The organism is Streptomyces sp. NPDC050703 (assembly GCF_040654435.1).
In the GTDB taxonomy this organism is placed as follows: Bacteria; Actinomycetota; Actinomycetes; order Streptomycetales; family Streptomycetaceae; genus Streptomyces.
In genome coordinates, this window is sequence record NZ_JBFAHX010000013.1 from 66,730 (window position 1) to 86,696 (window position 19,967).

The following is a 19,967-nucleotide window of genomic DNA, read 5'->3' on the forward strand; positions in this document are numbered from 1 at the left end:
GGTTGACGTCCGCATACAAACTAGCGCTGATAGTTTTGGGGCACCAGGGGCGTTCTCCGCGTGTGGTTCACGGAACAGCGGCGTCCGCGCTCCGCCGCGTCCTAGGCTCGTGCGCATGCTGCCGCTGCGACGCAAGCTACGGATGACGGCGGTCCTCGCCACGGCCCTCGCGGCCACCCTCCTCGGGGTGCCCGACGGCGGAGCGAGGACGGCGTGGGCCGAGGAGAAGCCACCGACCGACCGACAGCTGCTGTTCTACAACCACTCGTACGGCGTGCTCGACCGCGAGACCGCCGACGCCATCGAACACTCCGACTACCTGCCGAAGTTCGCCGACTTCGAGGTGCGCACCACGACCGGCTCCCAGGGCACCTGGACCGGGCGCTACCTCAAGGGCCGCGAGACCTACCTCGAACTCTTCGGGGTCGGCGACCTGCCCGGCACGGAGTCCGGCAACGCCGGCCTCGCGGTCTCCACCGAGCGCGACGGCGACTTCGCGACCGTCCTGCGGCGGCTCCGGGACGCGGGGATCGAGGAGCCCTTCGAGGGCCTGCAGACCCGGGACTTCGGCGACGGCGTCCCCGTACCGTGGTTCGACTTCGTCTTCACCACCGTCCAGTACGACGCCTTCGACGCCTGGGCCATGGAGTACCGGCCCGAGTACTTCGCCGACCCGCGCGGCAAGACCGAGCCGCCCTCCCGCCCCGGGGACGTCGGCCGCGAGCGCTACCTCCCCGACACCTACCGCGAACGCCTGATGCGCGACGTGACCTCGGTCCGCTTCGCGGTCACCGCCCGCGACCTCGGCAACACCGTGCCGCTGCTGCGGGCGGGCGGCTTCCGGGTGCGGGAGACGGCGGGCGGTGCCGTCGCGCGGGGCGGCGGCACGACGATCCGGCTGGACACGGTGCCCCGCGACCGTGCGGGCCTGAAGCAGTTCACGTTCGCGCTCAACAAGGCGGTCGAGCAGCGGCACGTGGAGCGGATCGGCGACTCCACCCTCACCGTCGGCCCCGGCACCCGGGCCGTGTGGAACTTCGGGGGCGGGGAGGGCTAGACGCGCGCCGGGGCGCCTTCCCGCCGCCGGGGCGCCCGGGACGGGCCCGCGCGCCGAGGCCCGCGGCGACGAGCAGCAGGCCGCCCAGCATCACGAAGGGCGCCGCCACGCCCGCCACCCCGGCGATCAGCCCGGCGGAGGCGGGCGCGGCGACCTGCCCGAGCCGGTTGCCGGTCAGCCGGAGCGCGAGGGCGGTGGAGCGGGCCTCGTCCGGGGCGGCCTGGACGACCGTCGTCATCGACAGGGGCTGGCCCACGCCCAGGCAGAAGCCGAGCAGGACGAGCATGGCGCCGAGCGCCCACACGGGCACGGGCAGCGCGACGCCCGCGCAGAGCAGCGCGGCGAGCGCGCAGGTGACGACGGTCAGCGCGGTGCGGCCGAGCAGCCCGATCAGCGGGGTCATCACCAGCCGGCAGGCGATGGTCGCCGCGGCCCGCAGCGAGAGCAGCAGGCCGACCGTGGCGGGCGCGATGCCGCGGTCCTCGCCGACCACGGGCAGATAGGCCGTGAGGATGTCCGTCGCGGAGAGCACGGCCAGGCTGATGAAGATGCCCGCGGGCACGCCGCGGGTGCGCAGGATGCCGACGACCGGCACCTTCGCCGCCCGCCCCGCGGGGGCGCCGGCGGTGCGGACGTGCTCGATGCGCCACAGGGAGCCGAGGGCGACCGCGGCGACCGCCGCCGAGACGAGCAGCGCGAACGCGCTCGTACGGTCGATGTCCGCGCCGATCAGGGCGCCCGCCGCGAGCGGTCCCGCCAGCTGGCCCAGCGAGGCGCCGATGGTGAAGTGCCCGAAGTTGCGGTCCTGTTCCTCGGACGCGGACTGCCGGGCGACGAGCGACTGCGCGCCGATCACGAAGCAGAGGTGGCCGAGCCCCATCACCCCGCTCCAGGCCGCCATGGCGGCGAGCGAGCCCGCCGTACCGCTGAGGGCGCAGCCGCCGGCGATCAGGACGACGCCGACGGGCAGCAGGGGCGCGCACCGTCCGTGGTCCGTCCTGCGGCCGAGGGGGACGGCGGCGAAGAGCGGGAGCAGGGCGTAGACGCCCGCGATGACGCCGATGGCACGCTCGTCGGCGCCCAGGGACAGGGCCCGGTAGGAGACGGCGGGCCGCGCCATCGACACCGCCCCCTGCGCGAAGCTGAAGGCGATGACGAGACGGAGCAGCCAGCCCCTGCCACCGGGCCGGGTCGACGCGCCAGGCATCAGATGATGCCGAAGAGGATGCCGGAGCCGAGCACCACCAGCGAGGTGAGGACGGCCCACTTGACGGTGAACCTCGTGTGGTCGCCGAACTCGACCTTGGCCATGCCGACCAGGACGTAGACGGCGGGCACCAGGGGGCTCGACATGTGCAGCGCCTGTCCGGCGATGGAGGCGCGGGCGATCTCCAGGGCGCTGACGCCGTGCGCCTGGCCCGCCTCGGCGAGGACCGGCAGGACGCCGAAGTAGAAGCCGTCGTTCGACATGAAGTAGGTGAGCGGCAGCGACAGGAGGCCGGTCACCAGGCCCATCTGCGGGCCCATGCCCTCGGGGATGGCGTCGACGAGCCAGGTGGCCATGCTGTCGACCATGCCGGTGCCGGTGAGGACGCCGGTGAAGACGGCGGCGGCGAAGACCATGCCGGCGACGTTGAGGACGTTCTCCGCGTGGGCGGCGATGCGGGCCTTCTGGTCGGGCATGTGCGGGAAGTTGATTGTGAGGGCGAGCGCGGCGCCGAGCAGGAAGAGGACCGGGATCGGCAGCCACTCCATGATCATGGCGGTGAGCAGCAGGACGGTGAGGCCCGCGTTGAACCAGTAGAGCCTGGGGCGCAGGGTGGCGCGGTGCGGGTCGAGCCCCTGGAAGCCGTCCTCCGCCGCGTCCTCGCCCGCGTCGTCGGCGTCCGCTCCCCCGGCGCCGCCGCCTCCGGTGGTCTTCTTGGTGAGCGGCGTACGGCTGCCGGTGCCGCCGCCCGCGCCCACGAGGACCGTCTCGTCGGCCGTGACGGTCTCCTCCTGGAGGACCTCGTCGAGCGAGAGCGTGCCGAGCCGCTTGCGCTCCCGCAGGCCGAGCGCGTAGGAGAGCAGGAAGACGGCGACGAGTCCCATGGCGAGCGCCGGGATCATGGGGACGAAGATGTCGGCCGCGTCGACCTTGAGCGCGGTGGCGGCGCGGGCCGTGGGGCCGCCCCAGGGCAGGGTGTTCATGACGCCGTTGGCGGTGGCGGCGACGCCGGTCATGACCACGAGGCTCATCTTGAGGCGCTTGTAGAGCGGATACATCGCCGAGACGGTGATCATGAAGGTGGTCGAGCCGTCGCCGTCGAGGGAGACGATCGCGGCGAGCACGGCGGTGCCGACGACGATGCGCACCGGGTCCGCCTTGCAGAAGCGCAGGATGCCCCGGACGATCGGGTCGAAGAGGCCGACGTCGATCATGACGCCGAAGTACACGATGGCGAACATGAGCATGGCCGCCGTGGGCGCCAGATTGCCGACGCCTTCGAGGACGTAGTCCCCGAGATGGGCTCCCTTCCCCACGAAGACGCAGAAGAGAGCGGGGATCAGCACCAGTGCCGCGATCGGCGACATCTTCTTCGTCATGATCAGCACCAGGAAGGTGGCGATCATGACGAATCCGAGGATTGTCAGCATGGGGGCTACCTCACGTTCACCATCGAACTCCCACCAGGTCTGGCGGTCCGGATGACGTTAGGACCCGCGATCGAGCGTAAACAAGATGTTGACGTGCGAGCAATAAGCGCAAAACTCCTGGTCAACGAGGTACGGGTGCGGGGGCGCAACCGGGGGTGGTCAGTCGAGCGTCCGCGCGAAGTAGGCGTGCAGCAGGGTCCGCGCCTCCTCGACCAGGTGCGGGTCGCCGCCGGGGCGCCCCCGGAAGGCGAGCTGGAGCACGGCGTCGACCGCCTCGACGCCGACCGCCACGGTCCTGCGCAGGCGGCCCTCCAGCGGCCGGTCCAGATGGTCCGCGAGCAGCGCGGCCACCCGGTCGGCGACCTGTTCGTTGGCGTCCGGCATGGCGTCGGGGGCCGAGGGGACGCCGAAGTCCACGAGGCCGAAGCCGGGGACGGTGCGCATCATCGCGAGGTATTCGTCGAAGGCGGCGTCGACCGCGCCGCGCCAGTCGCCCCGGCCGACGTCGGCCATGCGGGCCGCGACGCGTTCGGCGTAGCGGTCGAGGTTGCGGTGGGCCAGGGCGTCGGCGAGGGCGCGCTTGTTGCCGAAGAACCGGTAGACCGAGCCGATCGGCACGCCGGCGCGCAGGGCGACGGCCCGGGTGGTGAGGTTCTCGTAGCCGACCTCGTCGAGGACCGCGGCGCAGGCGTCGAGGATGCGGGTCAGCCGTTCGGCGCTGCGCTCCTGCACGGGTACGCGGCGCATGGAGGCCGGGGCCTTCGGTTCCCTGGGCGGCTTCGGCTGGTGCATCCCGGGAGAGTAGAGCACCGCTCATGTTCCTGGCTCCCCCTTGCGGAAGGAAACCTCCAATCCTACGGTGTCCCATAGGAATCATCGCAGAGGGAGCCATGATGAGCGGGGACCGCACGAGCACGACGGGCCGAGCCGGCGAAGGCGAGGCGCGCAGGACGGCCGAGGGGCTGAGCTACCTCTCCGGCTTCGGCAACGAACACAGCTCCGAGGCGGTGCCCGGCGCCCTGCCGCACGGCCGCAACTCGCCCCAGCGCGCCCCCCTCGGGCTCTACGCGGAGCAGCTCAGCGGCTCGGCCTTCACCGAGCCCCGCGCGCACAACCGCCGCTCGTGGCTGTACCGCATCCGCCCCTCGGCCGCGCACCCGCGGTTCACCCGCGCGGACAACGGCGGCATCCGCACCGCCCCCTTCACCGAGTCGGTGCCCGACCCGAACCGGCTGCGCTGGAACCCGCTCCCCGAGCCCGCCCCCGGCACGGACTTCCTCGCGGGCCTGTGGACACTGGGCGGCAACGGCGACGCGGCCCAGCGCACCGGCATGGGCATCCACCTCTACCACGCCAACTCCTCCATGGCCGGCCGGGTGTTCAGCGACGCGGACGGCGAACTGCTCATCGTGCCCGAGCGCGGCGGCCTGCTCCTGCGCACGGAGTTCGGGCTGCTGCACGCCGGACCCGGCGAGGTCGCGCTGATCCCGCGCGGCGTCCGCTTCCGCGTGGAGCTCCTCGACGCGAGCGCCCGCGGGTACGTCTGCGAGAACTACGGCGCCCCCTTCCAGCTCCCCGACCTCGGCCCGATCGGCGCCAACGGCCTGGCGAACGCACGCGACTTCCGGGCGCCCGTCGCCGCGTACGAGGACGTCGAGGGCCCGGTGGAGGTGGTGAACAAGTTCTGCGGCAACCTCTGGCACGCGACGTACGACCACTCCCCCCTCGACGTGGTGGCCTGGCACGGCAACCACGTCCCGTACGTCTACGACCTGCACCGCTTCAACGTCATCGGCTCGATCAGCTACGACCACCCTGACCCGTCGATCTTCACGGTGCTCACCTCGCCGTCCGACACCCCGGGCCTCGCCGGCGTCGACTTCGTCGTCTTCGCGCCGCGCTGGCTGGTGGGCGAGGACACCTTCAGGCCCCCGTACTTCCACCGGAACGTGATGAGCGAGTACATGGGCCTGATCGAGGGCGCGTACGACGCGAAGGCGGAAGGCTTTGTGCCGGGCGGCGGCTCGCTGCACAACATGATGTCGGCGCACGGCCCGGACCGCGAGACGTTCGAGAAGGCGTCGGCGGCGGAGCTGCGGCCGCAGAAAATCGACGACGGGCTCGCCTTCATGTTCGAGACGCGGTGGCCGGTGACGGCCACGGAGCAGGCGGCCCAGGCGTCCCACCTGCAGCGCGGGTACGACGACGTGTGGCAGGGTCTGGAGCGCCACTTCCGTAACTGACCCGGAGAGACCGTGACTGCTTTCGCCCCGGACTCGATCGTCCTGAACCGAAAGCTGCCGCTCTGGTACCAGGTGTCGCAGTCCCTGCGCGCCTCGATACTCGGCCGCACCCCCGATGCCCCGCTCCGGCTGCCCACCGAGGAGCAGTTGGCGGGGCACTACGGAGTGAGCGTGCTGACCATGCGGCAGGCGCTCAAGGAGCTGGAGGACGAGGGGCTCATCACCCGCCACCGGCGGCGCGGCACCTTCATCGAGCCGAGCGCCCGGCGCGGTGCCCCCGTCCGCCTGCTCGGCTCGGTCGACGCGATCGTGGCCCAGCAGTCGGGCATGACCACCGAACTGCTCGACCACGGCTCGGCCCCGCCGGCCGCCGACCTCGCGGCGTACTTCCCGGACTCCGCCGAGGTGGCCACGTACCACCGGCTGCGCAGCGACGAGAAGACGGGCGAGCCGACCAACCACGCCCGCAACTTCGTCCGCCCGGAACTCGCCGCCCGCATCGACCCCGACGATCTCGCGCGCTGGCCGATGACGAAGGTGCTGCGCGACGTGGTGGGCGTCAGGATCAGCCGGATCACCGACACCGTCGAGGCCACCCTCGCCGACCCGGAGACCGCCCGCCTCCTGCGGGTGCCGCTGCTCAGTCCGATCCTGCACTACACCGGCGTCACCTACGACGAGGAAGGACGGGCCCTCGACGTGGCCCGCATCCACTACCGCGGCGACCGCTTCTCCTTCTCGGTCACGCTGGAGGCCACGTAGCCCCAGGGGGTTACGATGCCGGGCGTGACGCACGACGAAGCGCCGCTGCTCGCGGATCTCATGCCGTGGTCCGTCGCACCGCTCCGGCCGGGCCGCGGGTGGCCGATGGCGCCGGACGCCGCATCGCTGAGGGCCCGTTGGGACGCGCTGGTCCGCGCGACGGGCGAGGCCCGCGAGGCCCTGTTCCGCCCCACGCGCTCCCGCACGCTGCACACCGCGGTCGCCCAGCTCCCCGGGCACGCCGGGGGCACGGGCCGCCTGGCCAGGGAGACGGGCGCCTGCCCCGAGCCGGTGCGCGTCCTGCACGGCCCCTTCGACGAGCAGTGGCTGATCCCCGACCACCGCCTCCTGGACGTGGCCCGCCCCGAACTGTGGCGGGTCGCGGGCGAGGGCCAGCTCTTCGCCGTCGAACAGGGTTACGTACCCGGCGCCGCGGGGCCCGCCGTCCTCGCCTCGGCCGTGCTGCCGGACGGGCGCTCCCCCGCCGGGCGCCCCGGCCGCATCCGGCCGCTCTTCCGCCGCCCCGGAGCCGTGGAGCCCAATCTGGCGCCGGGGCTCACCGAGCATCTGTCGAAGCTCATCGGCCACGAGGTCACCGCGCGCTCCCTGCTCGCCTTCGCCCTCGCCACGGGGACGCGCTCGGCGGCGGGCTGCCGGGTGCCGCTCACCTCCCACCCGGGCCTCTGGGCGCGCGGCACCGACCTGGGCGAGCGGCTGCTGCGGCTGCATCTGCGGGGCGACGGCGAGCGCCCGAAGCTGCCCGGCGGGCGCAGGCCCTACGTCCGGGCGCCCCTTCCCGCGCGCCCCGGTTCGCTGTCGTACGACGCCGAGGAGCGGGTCCTGCGGATCGGCGGCGAGGGGGTCATCTCGCCGGTGCCTCGGGAGGCGTGGGAGTTCGAGGTGGGCGGGGTGCGGGTGATCGAGCGCTGGTTCGGCGCGCGCACGGCCGACGGGGACGCGGAGCCGGGGTCACTGGCGGCGATCCGCCCCCGGACCTGGCCGCAGACCTGGACGTCGGAACTGCTCGAACTGATCACGATCCTGGCGCTGCTGGCCGAACTGGCACCCGAACAGGAGGCGTTGGCGTCGGTGGACGCTCCGCGGATCACCGCGGGCGATCTCGTCCGGGCGGGCGTCCTGCCCGTGCCCGGCACCGCGCGCCGCCCCGCCTCCGTCCTCGACCACCGCGAAGAGGGCCCCGACGGGCAGTTCGCCCTGCTCTGAGCCGTGTGGAGTCTGCTTCCGCCGATGCCGCGCGCCCGCGGCCGTGCGCCGGTACGCGCGCGGGTGAGTACGGGGATGTGGCGCCCGGGTGCGGGGTGTGACCAGAGATACGAGCGTGACGGGAGGTACGGGTGCGACGCGGGTGAGTGCAGGGAAAGGGCGAGGGGGACGGGTGGGTGGGAAAGATCCGCCGCGGAGCGGCGGCTCAGTCCCGGGGACCACCCGTGCTTCAGCGTCCGCCGAAAAGCGAGCGCCGCAGCCTGCGCAGTGGCGCGAAGAGCGAGACGTGCCTCACTCGTGCACCCCTGCCGCCACGGGCGTGCGCGGCGTCACGTGAAGTCAGCTCACGCATCAGCAGCGTCGCCTCGTGCGACTCGCGCTGCGGGACGGCGGGGCCGCCCAGCACCGAGAGATGGCGGTCGAGGCGCGAGCTGGTCGCACTGCTCCCACACGTGATCGCAGGGACACGCGCCCTGCTGCGCACCGTTATCTGTTCCATGTCACTCCCCACCCGTACGAGGGCACCCGGCCCAGGGCAAGTTAACCCTATCGCCCCACCGCGACACCCGTGTATCCCGGTGGCAGGATTCACCTTCCCCGTAAGGAGGTTGACAAGTACGCCATGAATCCAACTTATTTAAGGGCGAGTTGGACATATGGCGCGGTGAGTGCCCGCATCACCGCACGGGCCGCCTTCGGACAGGCTTCCGCCCGCACCCCCCTTCTGTCTCCGCCGGGTCGACGTGGGCTATCTCACGTGGCTACTTTTGTGGAGAAACGCACCGCTGCGGATGGGGGCGCCCGTGAGCCAGCCAGAGCGCGTGATCGCCGGGCGGTACCGCCTCCTGGCGCCCCTGGGCGAGGGCGGCATGGGCACCGTGTGGCGGGCCCGTGACGAGGTGCTCGGCCGCGAGGTCGCCGTCAAGGAGGTGCGCGCGCCCGCCGGGCTCCCGGCGGGCGAGGTCGACCGGCTCTACGCCCGCCTCGAACGGGAGGCCTGGGCCGCCGCCCGCATCCCGCACCGCAACGTCGTGACCGTGTACGACGTGGCGACGGAGGAGGGGCGCCCCTGGATCGTCATGGAGAGCGTGCGGGGCCTGTCGCTGTCCGACGTGCTCGAAGCGGAGGGCGCCCTGCCGCCGCAGCGCGTGGCCCGCATCGGCGCCGAGCTGCTCGCGGCCCTGCGCGCCGCCCACGACGCCGGGGTCCTGCACCGCGACGTCAAGCCCGGCAACGTACTGATCGCCAACGACGGCCGCGTCGTCCTCACCGACTTCGGCATCGCGATGGTCGAGGGCAGCTCCGCGCTGACGATGACCGGAGAGGTCGTCGGCTCCCCCGAGTTCCTCGCCCCCGAGCGCGCGCTGGGGCAGCGCCCCGGTCCCGCCTCCGACCTGTGGTCGCTCGGCGTGCTGCTCTACGCCTGCGTGGAGGGCAGCTCGCCCTTCCGCCAGGACACCCCGCTGAACACCCTGCGGGCGGTGGTGGACGACCAGCTGCCGCCGGCGCGCAACGCGGGGCCGCTCGCCTCGGTCATCGAGGGGCTGCTGCGCAAGGACCCGGCCGAGCGGATGTCCGCCGCCGACGCCGAGCGCGACCTGCGGCTCGTGGCCGCGGGCGGCAGGCCGTTCACCGGAACCGGCCTCCCCCACCGGCCGACCGTCACGGCCGAGCGCCCCTTCGGGCCGCCACCTCCCCCGGCGCCCCTGCCCGAGACCTCGCCGCAGCACGTCGTCCCCGAGCCGGACGCGGCAGCGGCGGACCGCGGGCGCCGCGCGCTCGTCCTGCTCGTCGCGGGACTCGTGGTGCTCGCCCTGACCGTCGGCGGGATCGCGTACGCCCTGCTCGGCGGGGACGGTGACGGCGGCGGCGGGAACACCGGGGGCGGCTCGCCCAACAGCGCCGCGGACGGCGGCAGCGGCGAGAGCGAGGACGGCGGCTCCTCGGAGGGGTCGAACGGCTCGTCGGACGGCGGCTCGACGAACGGCGGCGGCTCGACGAACGGCGGCGGCTCGACGAACGGCGGCGGCTCCTCGGACGGTGGCGAGGACGGCGGCGGCACGACGAACGGCGGGAACGGCGGGAAAGGCGGGAACGGCGGCGGCGGTACGACCACCGAGCCGGCGCAGAGCGTGAAGGTGCGGGTCGACGGCTCACACACCCGGTACGAGGGCGCCTGCCCGCCGCCCGCGGGCCAGGCACCCTCGTTCACGGCGACGTTCACGGTGGGGCGTGTTCCGGCCGACGTGCGGTACCGCTGGGTCACGGGGTCGGGAGAGTCGAGCGACCCCGGGTGGAAGACGCTGCCCTTCTCCTCGGGCGGCACGAAGACACGGCAGGTCGAACACACCGAGACGGGGTACGGCTCCGGCTCCGGCACCTGGACGGACTCGGTCCACGTGCAGGTGCGCGGCCCGGTCTCCGCCACCTCGAACTCCGTGGAGTACTCGGTGACGTGCGAGCAGGGGCAGGAGACCCCGACGGACGGGGCCTCCTACACACCGAACGCCTACGCGCGGCCCGCGGGGATCAGGCAGCCGAGGTGAGGACGGGGAGGTAGCCGCCGGACTGTCCGGCCGCCTTGGGGTGGTAGGACTCGCCGGGGTTGAGGATGTTCAGGCTGTGCAGCCACGGGCTGCCCGAGCAGATCTCGTGTCCGCCGAAGGTGCGGGTGACGTCGCCGAAGGTGAAGCCGTGGTCGGCGGCGCGCTTGGCGGTGGCCGTGTTGAGGTAGTCGGCGGCGCCGTTGATGGCGGCCCGCTCGCGCTCGGAGAGGCCGGCCACGCAGCTGCCGTTGAGCTGGTAGAAGCGGGGGTAGCCGAGGACCACCACGCGGGCGTTGGGCGCCTTGGCGCTGATGGCCGAGTAGACCTTGTCGAGGTTGCCGGGGAGCGTGGAGTCGACGTACGAACGGGCCTGGGCGATGCGGGCGAGGCAGTTGCTCTCGGACTGCAGGACACAGGTCGTCATGACGTCGGCGAAGCCCGCGTCGTTGCCGCCGACCGAGAGGGACACGAGGCCGGTGCCGGAGCCGAGCGGGCCGAGCTGGCTGGCCAGGACGTCACCCGTGCGGGCGCCGGAGCAGGCCGTGAAGTGGAAGCTGGACGGTGAGTTCGCCGCTGCCCAGAGGGCCGGGTAGGCCTTGGTGCTGCGCTTGCAGCTGCCGCTTCCGCTGTCGTAGCTGCCGGCGCCGACGCCGGACGAGTACGAGTCGCCGAGCGCCACGTAGCCGGTGGCCGCGAGGGTGTCGGAGGAGGGGGCCGCGTGAGCCGCCGCCGCCCCGGTGAGGGCGAAGGCGACCGCGAGGAGGAGTGAGGACACGTACGCCGCGAGTCGGGACAATCTCATGGAGCCTCCCTTGGCAGGATTACCGCTACCCCGTGGTAGCACGCGGCTCCGACTCGCCGATAGTGTTCATGTCAATGATTTCACCGGCAATTCCCCTGCGCACGCGCGTAGTTCACCTTGGGCCCCAGGGGCATGGCGGGGAACGCCCGCCCCTCCCCCGGGCGTCTTGACGGCTCGCCCGGCGCTGCGACACATTGAAGCCCGGCATCCGGCGCGTCGGGGGGCGAAGTCGCCAATGCAGACCACCAGGAGCAAGGCGCCGGCACCGGGCGCCGCGCGGCCGGACGCGCGGGGCCGGGCGCGGGAGCTGCTGCCGCTGTTCGCGGGAGCGGCCGTCGCCGTGGGCGGCGTCGGCGCGACGCTCGCGCTCGCCGGCCTCGACTCGCCGCTGCGCGGTCCCTTCACCCTCTTCTTCCTGATCGCCGCGCCGGGCGCGGCGATCGCCACCGCGCTGCGGGCCCTCGAACCATGGGGCAGGACCGTGGCCGCCGTGGCCGGGTCCATCGCCGTCAACATGCTCGTGGCGCAGGTCATGCTGGCGCTGCACGTCTGGTCGGTGCGGGGCGGCGTCGTCGCCGTCACCGTCCTGAGCGCTCTCGTCCTGCTGCTCCTGGAGGCGAAGCGGCTGCGCCGCCACGTGGCGAGAAGGTGGACTTCCTGACGTGAACATAACCGTGCACCGCCCCGGTGAGCTGACCGCCGCCGACCGGGCGGCGTGGACCGCCCTGCAGTCCAAGGCCCACCTCAACGGCTCGCCGGAGCTCGCCAACCCCTTCCTGTCCCCCGAGTTCACCCTGGCCGTGGGCCATGAGCGGCGCGGGGTGCGGATCGCGGTCGCGCGGGACGCCGGCGGGCCCGCCGCGTTCTTCCCCTTCCAGCGGACCGTGACGGGCGTGGGCAGGGCCGTCGGTCTCGGCGTCTCGGACTGCCAGGGCCTCGTGCACCGGCCCGGCTTCGACTGGGACGCCCGGGAGCTGCTGCGGGCCTGCGGGCTCGCGGTCTGGGAGTTCGATCACCTCGCGAGCGGGCAGCGGCCGTTCGAGGCGGGCGCGCGCGGCGCCTTCCCGTCCCCCGTCATGGACATCGACCGGGGCTATGAGGTCTATCTCGGTCAACTCCGTTCGCGGTCGCCGAAGTTCACCCGCTCCACACTGGCCAAGGAGCGCAAGCTCGGCCGCGACCACGGCCCCGTGCGCTACGTGCACGACGAGCGCGACCCGCGGCCCCTGGCCGCCCTGATGGGCTGGAAGTCGGCGCAGTACCGCAGGACGGGCCGCAGCGACCGCTTCGCGCACCCGTGGATCACCCAGCTCGTGCACCGCCTCTTCCACTCCGGGAGCGAGTCCTTCGCCGGCGTCCTCTCGGTGCTCTACGCGGCGGACGTCCCGGTCGCGGCGCACTTCGGGCTGCGCAGCGAGCGCGTCCTCGCGTGCTGGTTCCCGGCGTACGACCCGGCGTTCGCGAAGTACTCGCCCGGCCTGGTGCTGCATCTGCGCATGGCGGAGGCGGCCGCCGCCGACGGCATCGCGTACCTCGACCTGGGCCGCGGCAAGAAGGAGTACAAGGACTCCCTCAAGACGCGTGAGATCGACGTCTTCGAGGGCAGGGTGGCCCTGCGCCACCCGGTGGCATTCGGCCACACGGCGCGACGGGCGCCGGCCAGGGCGCTGCGCAATACCGTCCTGGCGAGGCCGGAATTGTTTGATCCGGCTGACAGGCTGCTCAAACGGATGGGTAAAATCCGATCGCGCGGCAGGAAATAGCGAAACCCGCGCGCGATCATATGGATCACGCAAATCATGAAAAACGTGAGGCCACGTTCCAGGTCTTGCCATACAGTCTCAATCATCAATACCGTCGTACATCCACCCGCAACGGTCCATCACGCAGTGCGATCTGGGGGAGGGCTCGAGATCGCGATGGCTCCGGTGCGGGGCGCGGTAGGGGGGTGCCGTGCCCGGCGATCACTCCATAACCGGGTCACGTCCCGCGCTATGCCAGCTCACTCGGCATGCACGGAGATCAATTTCGGCATGCTCAAGTGAGAACCCCCCTTTCGAACCGGATCAATTGCCGGACCGCCCGGGGGCGGGCGGTCCACCGGACGAGAGGGACCACCGGACTCATGACTTCTTTTGTGCGCCCGGCAGACGCCGGGCAAGAACCGTTAGACGAGATCTCGCGCGACTACCGGCCGATCTCCACGCATTTGGCGATCACGCCTCCGGTCAGCGTGGTTATTCCCGCCATGAACGAGGCAGAGAATCTGCCCTACGTATTCAAGACACTTCCCGAGTGGGTCCACGAGGTCGTCCTCGTGGACGGGAACTCCACCGATGACACCGTGGCCGTCGCCCGTGAGCTGTGGCCGGACGTGAAGGTGGTCCGCCAGCTCGGCAAGGGCAAGGGCGACGCCCTGATCACCGGCTTCGCCGCGTGCACGGGCGACATCATCGTGATGGTCGACGCCGACGGCTCGGCCGACGGCCAGGAGATCGTCTCCTACGTCTCCGCCCTCGTCTCGGGCGCGGACTTCGCCAAGGGTTCCCGGTTCGCCAACGGCGGCGGCACGGACGACATGACGCCCATACGCAAGCTCGGCAACCATGTGCTGTGCTCCGTCGTCAACGCCAAGTTCGGCGCCCGCTACACCGATCTGTGCTACGGATACAACGCGTTCTGGCGGCACTGCCTGGACAAGATCGAACTCGACTGCACCGGCTTCGAGGTCGAGACCCTGATGAACATCAGGGTCGTCAAGGCGGGCCTGAAGGTCCAGGAGATTCCCAGCCACGAGTATCTGCGGATACACGGCGCCAGCAACCTCCGTGCCGTCCGCGACGGCATCCGCGTACTGAAGGTGATCCTCAGCGAGCGCTCGAACCGCGTCAGGCGCGGATCGCGGTCCAAGGCCGCGCGCGGGCTCCCCCTCCACACCGGCCGGGGAGAGGTGTCTTGAGCACGGAGATCTCCGTGGTCGTCTGCGTGTACACCGAGGACCGCTGGGAGGACATCCTCGCGGCGGTCTCCTCGGTGGGCGCGCAGTCGCTGCCCGCCCTGGAGACGCTGCTCGTCGTCGACCACAACGCCACGCTCCTGGAACGGCTGGCCGCGGAGTACGCGGAGACCGAGGGGGTGCGGGTGCTCGCCAACGCGGGCCCGCGCGGCCTCTCGGCGGGACGCAACACCGGCATCGCCGCGTCCCGCGGCTCCGTCGTCGCCTTCCTCGACGACGACGCCGTCGCCGAGCGCGACTGGCTGCGCCGCTTCGCCGAGGGGTTCGAGGACCCGCGGGTCCTCGCCGTCGGCGGGCGCACCGTGCCGCTGTGGGAGTCGGGGCGGCGGCCCGCCTGGTTCCCCGAGGAGTTCGACTGGGTCGTCGGCTGCACGTACAGGGGGCTCCCGCCGGGGCGGGTCCGCGTACGCAACGTCCTCGGCGGGAACGCCGCGTTCCGGCGCGCCGCCTTCGACATCGCCGGCGGCTTCGCGACCGGCATCGGGCGGGACGGCGACAGACGGCCGCTCGGCTGCGAGGAGACGGAGTTCTGCATCCGCCTCACCCGGGCCGAACCGGACGCGGTCCTGCTCATCGACGACCGCGCGGTGATCCACCACCGGGTGCCCGCCGTGCGGGAACGATTCCGCTACTTCCGCTCCCGCACCTACGCCGAAGGGCTCTCCAAGGCCCTGGTCGCCCGGAGCGTCGGCGCCGCCAAGGGCCTGGAGTCCGAGCGGCGCTACACCACGCGCGTCCTGCCCGCCGGGGTCGGACGCGGTCTGCGGGACGCCGTGCTCGGGCGGCCGGGCGGCGCGGGACGGGCGGGCGCCATCGTGGCGGGCGTCGCCACCGCCGCCGGGGGCTACGCCCTCGGCACCCTCCGCGCCCGCCGCGGGGGCACCGCGTTCTCCGTCGTGGAGATCCCCGCCGGCGCCGTCGGCACCGGGGGCGGGACGGAGCGCGCGGGCCGAGAGGGCACGGCCGGCGAGGGGACCGCCGCATGAGCCGGGCGCCCGGCCCCGTGCCGATCCTGATGTACCACTCGGTGGCGCACGCGCCGAACGAGGCGACGCACGAACTCTCCGTGTCGCCCGACGCGTTCACCCGCCAGATGGAGGTGCTCGCGGAGCGGGGCCGCACACCGCTCACGACCGCCGGGCTCGCGGCGGCCTGGCGTTCCTCGGGCGCCCTGCCCGAGCGGCCCGTCCTCATCACCTTCGACGACGGCTACGAGGGCGTGCACCGGTACGCGCTGCCCGTGCTCGCCAAGCACGGCTTCGCCTCGACGCTCTTCGTCTCCACCGGCTGGCTGCGCGGCGCGCACGACACCGGCCGCGCCCTCGACTTCATGCTCGACTGGGACCAGGTGCGCGAACTGGCCGCGGCGGGCACCGAGATCGGCGGCCACAGCCACACCCACCCCGAGCTCGACCAGCTGCCCGACACCGAGCTGCGCCGCGAACTGCGGCGCTGCCGCGACATCGTCGCCGACGAGCTGGGCACCCGGCCCCGCTCGTTCGCCTACCCTTACGGCTACTCCGACCGCCGGGTGCGCACGGGTGTACGGGAGGCGGGCTTCGCCCAGTCGCTCGCCGTCGGCAACTCCCTGGCCCGCCGCGCCCAGGGCCCGTACGCGCTGCGGCGGGTCACCGTGCGCCGCGCCACCGGGGACGAGGAGTTCGAGCGCCTCGTGGAGGGGCGCGCCATCGCCCGCAACTTCGCCAGGGACCGCGCCCTCACCAAGGGGTACGCCGTGGTCCGCAGAGCCCGACAGGTCCGCCGGAAGGCGATTCGTACCCGTGTCTGACACGACCACCGCCCAGGCCGGTGTCACCGGCCCCGAGAGCGGCGGCGAGCAGCCGCCGTCCGGCACGTCCGGCAGGCCGCGCAGAGTGCGCCTGCCGGGCGCGGACGGCGGCAGCCCGCTGTTCCGCAACGCCTACGCCCTGATGCTCAACACGGGCATCTCCGGCGTGCTCGGGGTCGGCTTCTGGCTGGCCGCCGCCCGCTACTACTCGGAGTCGGCGGTCGGCCAGGGCTCGGCCGCGATCGCGGCGATGAAGCTCCTCGCGGGCCTCACCGCCGTGACGCTGACCGGCGCCCTCGCACGGTTCATCCCCATCGCGGGCCGCGCCACGGGCAGGCTGATCTTCCGTACGTACGCGGGCAGTTCGGTGGCGGTGGCGCTCGCCGCGGCCGTCTTCCTGCTCACGCTGGACCTGTGGGGGCCCTCGTACCGGTTCCTGCACGGCCCGGTGCACGGCGTCGGGTTCGTCCTCGCCGTCGTCGCCTGGTCGGTGCTCACCCTCCAGGACGGGGTGCTCACCGGGCTGCGCAACGCGCTGTGGGTGCCGGTGGGCAACACCGTCTTCTCGGTCGCCAAGCTGGGGCTGCTCATCGCCATGGCCGCGGCCGTCCCCACCGCGGGCGTCTTCGTCTCCTGGGTCGCCTCGATCGCGGTGTCGGTGATCCCGCTCGGCTGGCTGGTCTTCCGGCGCCTGGTGCCGCGCCACGTGAAGGCCACCGACGGCAAGGCGAAACCGCCGACGCTGCGCGAGATCGGCCGCTTCCTGGCCGGCGACTACACCGGCTCCCTGTTCTCGCTCGCCGTCGTCTACCTCGTGCCGGTCATCGTCGCCTCGCAGGTCAGCTCGGTCGACAACGCGTACTTCTACATCACCACCACCATCGGCGGCACCGTCAACCTCCTCGCCATCAACATGGGTGCCTCGCTGACCGTCGAGGGCGCGCACGACCCCGCGCTGCTCGCGGCCAACACCCGCTCCGCGCTGCGCAGGATGGCGATGATCATGCTGCCGGTGTGCGCCACCCTCTTCCTCGCGGCACCGTTCATCCTGAGCCTGTTCGGCCAGGCGTACGCGGACGCCGCCACCCCGCTGCTGCGCTGGTTCGCCGTGGGGGCGCTGCTCCGGGTCGTCATGGAGACGTACTTCGCGGTGCAGCGCGCGCAGAGCAAGACCTCGGGGATCGCCTGGCTGCAGGGCCTGCTCTGCGTCCTGGTCCTCGGCCTGACGCTGCTCCTGCTGCCGCGGATGGGCCTGACGGGAGCGGGCATCGCGGAGATCTCCAGCCTGGCGGTGATCGTGGCGATCGCCGCGCCCAAGCTGTACCGCGTGACGCGGTCCGCCGCCGCGGACCGGCCGTCCACGGGCGAGGCCCCCGACGGGGACCTGGCCGACCTCGGGACGCGCGACGCCCCCACGGTGCGGATGCGCCGCGTCGCCGCCCCCGCCGAGGGCAGGGAGCGCCACGGGCCCGCGTGGGCGCTGCGGGAGTCGCTGGACTCGGACACGCTGCAGCTCGCCGTGCAGCTGGACTTCGACCACCCGGAGCGCAGGCCCGACGTGCGGCCGGGGCCGGGCACGCCCGCCGCCGGGACGGCCGTACCACCCGGCACGCCCGCGGCGGAGAGCGAGGGGGACGACATGGACCACCGGCCCACGTGGGCGCTGAGAGCCCCGGCCCCCCGCGACGAGGACACCTCGCGAGACGAGGCCGCCGGCGATGCGCCCCTGCTGGAGGAACCGCTCGTCGAAGAGGCTCCCCCGAGGGAACCGCCTCCCGCGCGGACGCCGGCCGAAGGCACCGCGCCCGGCGACGACGGCTCCGCCGAGGACGCCGCTCCCCCGCGCCCGCCCCGCCGCCACGTCCTCGTCATGGCGCTGCTCCTGGCCCTCGCGCTCGCCCTGTACTGGCTGCCCGTGCTCGGCATGGGCGACGCGGACCTGGCGGACATGGGCGGGCTCGGCCTGGTCTCCGTGCTGCCGAGGGCGACGCTGCTGGGCGCCGCCCTGCTGGTCGTCGTCTTCGCCGTGCTGCTCTGGATGGACCGGCCGATCAAGGGCCTGCTCCTGGTGACACTCCTCGCCACGGTGGTGTCCCTGCACGCGCTGCCCGCGGTCATCGAGACCGAGCCGCGGTTCGCCACGGCCTGGCAGCACCTGGGGTTCCTCGACTACATCGACAGGACCGGCGCCGCCGCGCCCGATCTCGACGCCCGCTGGAGCTGGCCGGGATTCTTCGCCGCGGCCGCGTTCGCCGCGAAGGCGTGCGGCGTCTCGGACCTGACCGAGGTCATCCGCTGGTGGCCGACGGTCATCCAGGTGCTGTACCTGGCGCCGCTGTTCCTGCTCGTGCGGTCGATGCGGGCGGCCTGGCGCGCCAAGTGGGCGGGGCTGTGGATCTTCGTACTGAGCGGCTGGGTCGGCCAGGACTACTTCTCCCCGCAGGGCTTCACATACCTGCTCTACCTCGCCTTCATCGCCGTACTCCTGGTCTGGTTCCGCGCGCCGCGCGTGCTGTGGACCAAGCGGCGCCCCGGCGAGCTGGAGGTCGAGCCGACGGGCCGCGGGGAGCGCGCCGTACTGCTGCTGGTCCTCGTCGGCATCTTCGTGGCGTCGGTCGCCGCGCACCAGCTCACGCCGTTCGTGATGCTCGGCGTCCTGACGGTGCTCGTCCTCGTCGGCCGCTCGGAACTGCGCGGTCTGCCGGTGCTCTTCGGCGTGTGCGTCGTCGTGTGGCTGGGCTTCCTCGCGGAGCCGTACTGGTCGGGGCACTTCGACGAGCTGTTCGGCGGTGTCGGGGGCGTCGGCGGCAACGTGTCGTCGTCGGTCTCCGGACGGATCGAGGGCGGCAGTTCGACACACCGGCTCGTGCTGTACGTGCGCGTGGCGATGGCCGGCGGCGTGCTGGCGTTCGCCTGCTGGGGCTGGTGGCGGCGGCGCTTCTACAAGTACAGCGAGCGCTCGCTCGTCGTGCTGGCCCTCGTGCCGTTCCTCGGCTTCGGCATGCAGTCCTACGGCGGCGAGATGGCGCTGCGCGTCTTCATGTTCGCCCTGCCGGGCGCGGCCCTGCTCGCCGGGCTCGCGCTCTTCCCGCGGGCCGGCCTGACCGCGGAGGAGCGGGACCGGGACCGGGTGAGCCTCGCGCCGCTCGCCGCGCTGATGGCCGGGCTCGTCCTGATGGGCGGCTTCCTGGTGGCGCGCTGGGGCAACGAGTCCTTCGAGCGGATACGTCCCGGCGAGGTCGCCGCCATGGAGTACGTGTACGCGCACGACGACCCGACGGTTCGGCTGCTCTGGATGAGCGACGACACGGTCGACAACGTCACGCCCGCCATGCCGTGGGGCGCCCGTGACATGGAGAAGGTGGAGTACCTGCCCACGCTCGCGCCGGCCGATCCGGTCCTGGTCTCCGGCCTGGTGAAGGCGCTCAAGGACGCGGGCCCCCACTCGTACCTGATGATCAACCGCAGCCAGACGACCTATCTGGAGCTCGACGCCGGCTACTCCGAGACGTGGCAGCCGCGCCTCATCCAGCACCTGGACGAGCGCGAGGAGCTGACGAAGGTCTTCGCCAACGAGGACGCGACGATCTACGGCATGCGCGGGCAGCCGGACGGCCCGGCCCCGGAGGCCGGGGACTGGGCGGCCGGGCCGAAGGTGACGTGGACGCCGTGGACGGTCGTGGGGGCGCTGGCGTTCGTGGCGCTCGCGGTGCTGCTCACGGCGCGCGAGGTGGTGCGGGTCGCGGCGGCGCCGAGCGTGCGGCAGCAGCGGTGGCTCCAGAGCAGCTTCTGGTTCTCGCTGCCGCTGCTCGCGGTGCTGCTCGCCTCACTGATCCAGCGGTTCGTGACCATGGCGTGAGGGCGGGCCTCCGGGGGCCGGGGCGGGGCGGC

At 72.8% G+C, this 19,967-nt stretch carries 16 protein-coding genes; 11 read left to right on the forward strand and 5 right to left on the reverse strand.

Annotation, left to right across the window (positions count from 1 at the left end; genetic code table 11):
* Nucleotides 1–115: 115 nt before the first annotated feature.
* Nucleotides 116–1,057, forward strand: a complete 942-nt coding sequence (locus AB0I16_RS14915) for a DUF5829 family protein (protein ID WP_363249781.1) — start codon at nt 116–118, stop codon at nt 1,055–1,057.
* On the opposite strand, the gene AB0I16_RS14920 is transcribed toward AB0I16_RS14915, so the two are convergent.
* From AB0I16_RS14920 to AB0I16_RS14930, 3 genes are all read right to left on the reverse strand, one after another.
* Nucleotides 1,002–2,264 (reverse strand): MFS transporter, encoded by a 1,263-nt coding sequence (locus tag AB0I16_RS14920; protein ID WP_363249782.1) that lies wholly within the window; start codon nt 2,262–2,264, stop codon nt 1,002–1,004. The genes AB0I16_RS14915 and AB0I16_RS14920 overlap by 56 nt on opposite strands.
* Nucleotides 2,264–3,694, reverse strand: a complete 1,431-nt coding sequence (locus AB0I16_RS14925; protein WP_363249783.1) for a citrate:proton symporter — start codon at nt 3,692–3,694, stop codon at nt 2,264–2,266. The genes AB0I16_RS14920 and AB0I16_RS14925 overlap by 1 nt, the downstream gene beginning before the upstream one ends.
* A 159-nt stretch (nt 3,695–3,853) precedes the next feature.
* Nucleotides 3,854–4,486 carry a TetR/AcrR family transcriptional regulator gene (locus tag AB0I16_RS14930; RefSeq protein WP_363249784.1) on the reverse strand — a complete coding sequence of 211 codons (633 nt, stop codon included), beginning with the start codon at nt 4,484–4,486 and terminating at the stop codon, nt 3,854–3,856.
* 101 nt (nt 4,487–4,587) lie between these two features.
* On the opposite strand from AB0I16_RS14930, the gene hmgA reads away from it, so the two are divergent.
* From hmgA to AB0I16_RS14945, 3 genes are read left to right on the forward strand one after another with little or no spacing between them, the layout of a single operon-like run.
* Nucleotides 4,588–5,937: a homogentisate 1,2-dioxygenase gene (gene hmgA / locus AB0I16_RS14935; protein ID WP_363249785.1), complete on the forward strand. Its 1,350-nt coding sequence runs from the start codon at nt 4,588–4,590 to the stop codon at nt 5,935–5,937.
* Between the two features lie 12 nt (nt 5,938–5,949).
* Nucleotides 5,950–6,699: a GntR family transcriptional regulator gene (locus AB0I16_RS14940; RefSeq protein ID WP_363249786.1), complete on the forward strand. Its 750-nt coding sequence runs from the start codon at nt 5,950–5,952 to the stop codon at nt 6,697–6,699.
* Nucleotides 6,700–6,714: 15 nt separating this feature from the next.
* Nucleotides 6,715–7,923 (forward strand): type ISP restriction/modification enzyme, encoded by a 1,209-nt coding sequence (locus AB0I16_RS14945; protein ID WP_363249787.1) that lies wholly within the window; start codon nt 6,715–6,717, stop codon nt 7,921–7,923.
* 229 nt (nt 7,924–8,152) lie between these two features.
* Here AB0I16_RS14945 and AB0I16_RS14950 read toward each other — a convergent pair whose 3' ends face one another.
* Nucleotides 8,153–8,422, reverse strand: coding sequence for a hypothetical protein (locus AB0I16_RS14950; RefSeq protein ID WP_363249788.1), 270 nt, complete (start codon nt 8,420–8,422; stop codon nt 8,153–8,155).
* Between the two features lie 292 nt (nt 8,423–8,714).
* Here AB0I16_RS14950 and AB0I16_RS14955 point away from each other — a divergent pair, with 292 nt between their 5' ends.
* Entirely contained in the window at nt 8,715–10,469 is a 1,755-nt protein-coding gene (locus AB0I16_RS14955; protein WP_363249789.1) for a serine/threonine-protein kinase, read from the forward strand.
* Here the strand turns inward: AB0I16_RS14955 and AB0I16_RS14960 are convergent.
* Entirely contained in the window at nt 10,453–11,271 is an 819-nt protein-coding gene (locus AB0I16_RS14960; RefSeq protein WP_363249790.1) for an SGNH/GDSL hydrolase family protein, read from the reverse strand. The genes AB0I16_RS14955 and AB0I16_RS14960 overlap by 17 nt on opposite strands.
* A gap of 235 nt (nt 11,272–11,506) precedes the next feature.
* Between AB0I16_RS14960 and AB0I16_RS14965 the strand changes: the two genes are divergently transcribed.
* The 6 genes from AB0I16_RS14965 (at nt 11,507) to AB0I16_RS14990 (ending at nt 19,935) form a co-directional block, all read left to right on the forward strand.
* Nucleotides 11,507–11,932, forward strand: coding sequence for a hypothetical protein (locus AB0I16_RS14965; protein WP_363249791.1), 426 nt, complete (start codon nt 11,507–11,509; stop codon nt 11,930–11,932).
* Nucleotide 11,933: 1 nt separating this feature from the next.
* The gene (locus tag AB0I16_RS14970; RefSeq protein ID WP_363249792.1) at nt 11,934–13,034 is read left to right on the forward strand and encodes a GNAT family N-acetyltransferase; all 1,101 of its coding nucleotides are present in this window, start codon (nt 11,934–11,936) and stop codon (nt 13,032–13,034) included.
* Nucleotides 13,035–13,396: 362 nt separating this feature from the next.
* Entirely contained in the window at nt 13,397–14,230 is an 834-nt protein-coding gene (locus AB0I16_RS14975; RefSeq protein WP_363249793.1) for a glycosyltransferase family 2 protein, read from the forward strand.
* On the forward strand, nt 14,227–15,273 hold the full coding sequence (locus AB0I16_RS14980; protein ID WP_363249794.1) for a glycosyltransferase family 2 protein: 1,047 nt from the start codon (nt 14,227–14,229) through the stop codon (nt 15,271–15,273). Before AB0I16_RS14975 ends, AB0I16_RS14980 begins: the two co-directional genes overlap by 4 nt.
* Entirely contained in the window at nt 15,270–16,076 is an 807-nt protein-coding gene (locus tag AB0I16_RS14985) for a polysaccharide deacetylase family protein (protein WP_363249795.1), read from the forward strand. The genes AB0I16_RS14980 and AB0I16_RS14985 overlap by 4 nt, the downstream gene beginning before the upstream one ends.
* A 142-nt stretch (nt 16,077–16,218) precedes the next feature.
* Entirely contained in the window at nt 16,219–19,935 is a 3,717-nt protein-coding gene (locus tag AB0I16_RS14990) for a lipopolysaccharide biosynthesis protein (protein WP_363249871.1), read from the forward strand.
* Nucleotides 19,936–19,967: the final 32 nt, after the last annotated feature.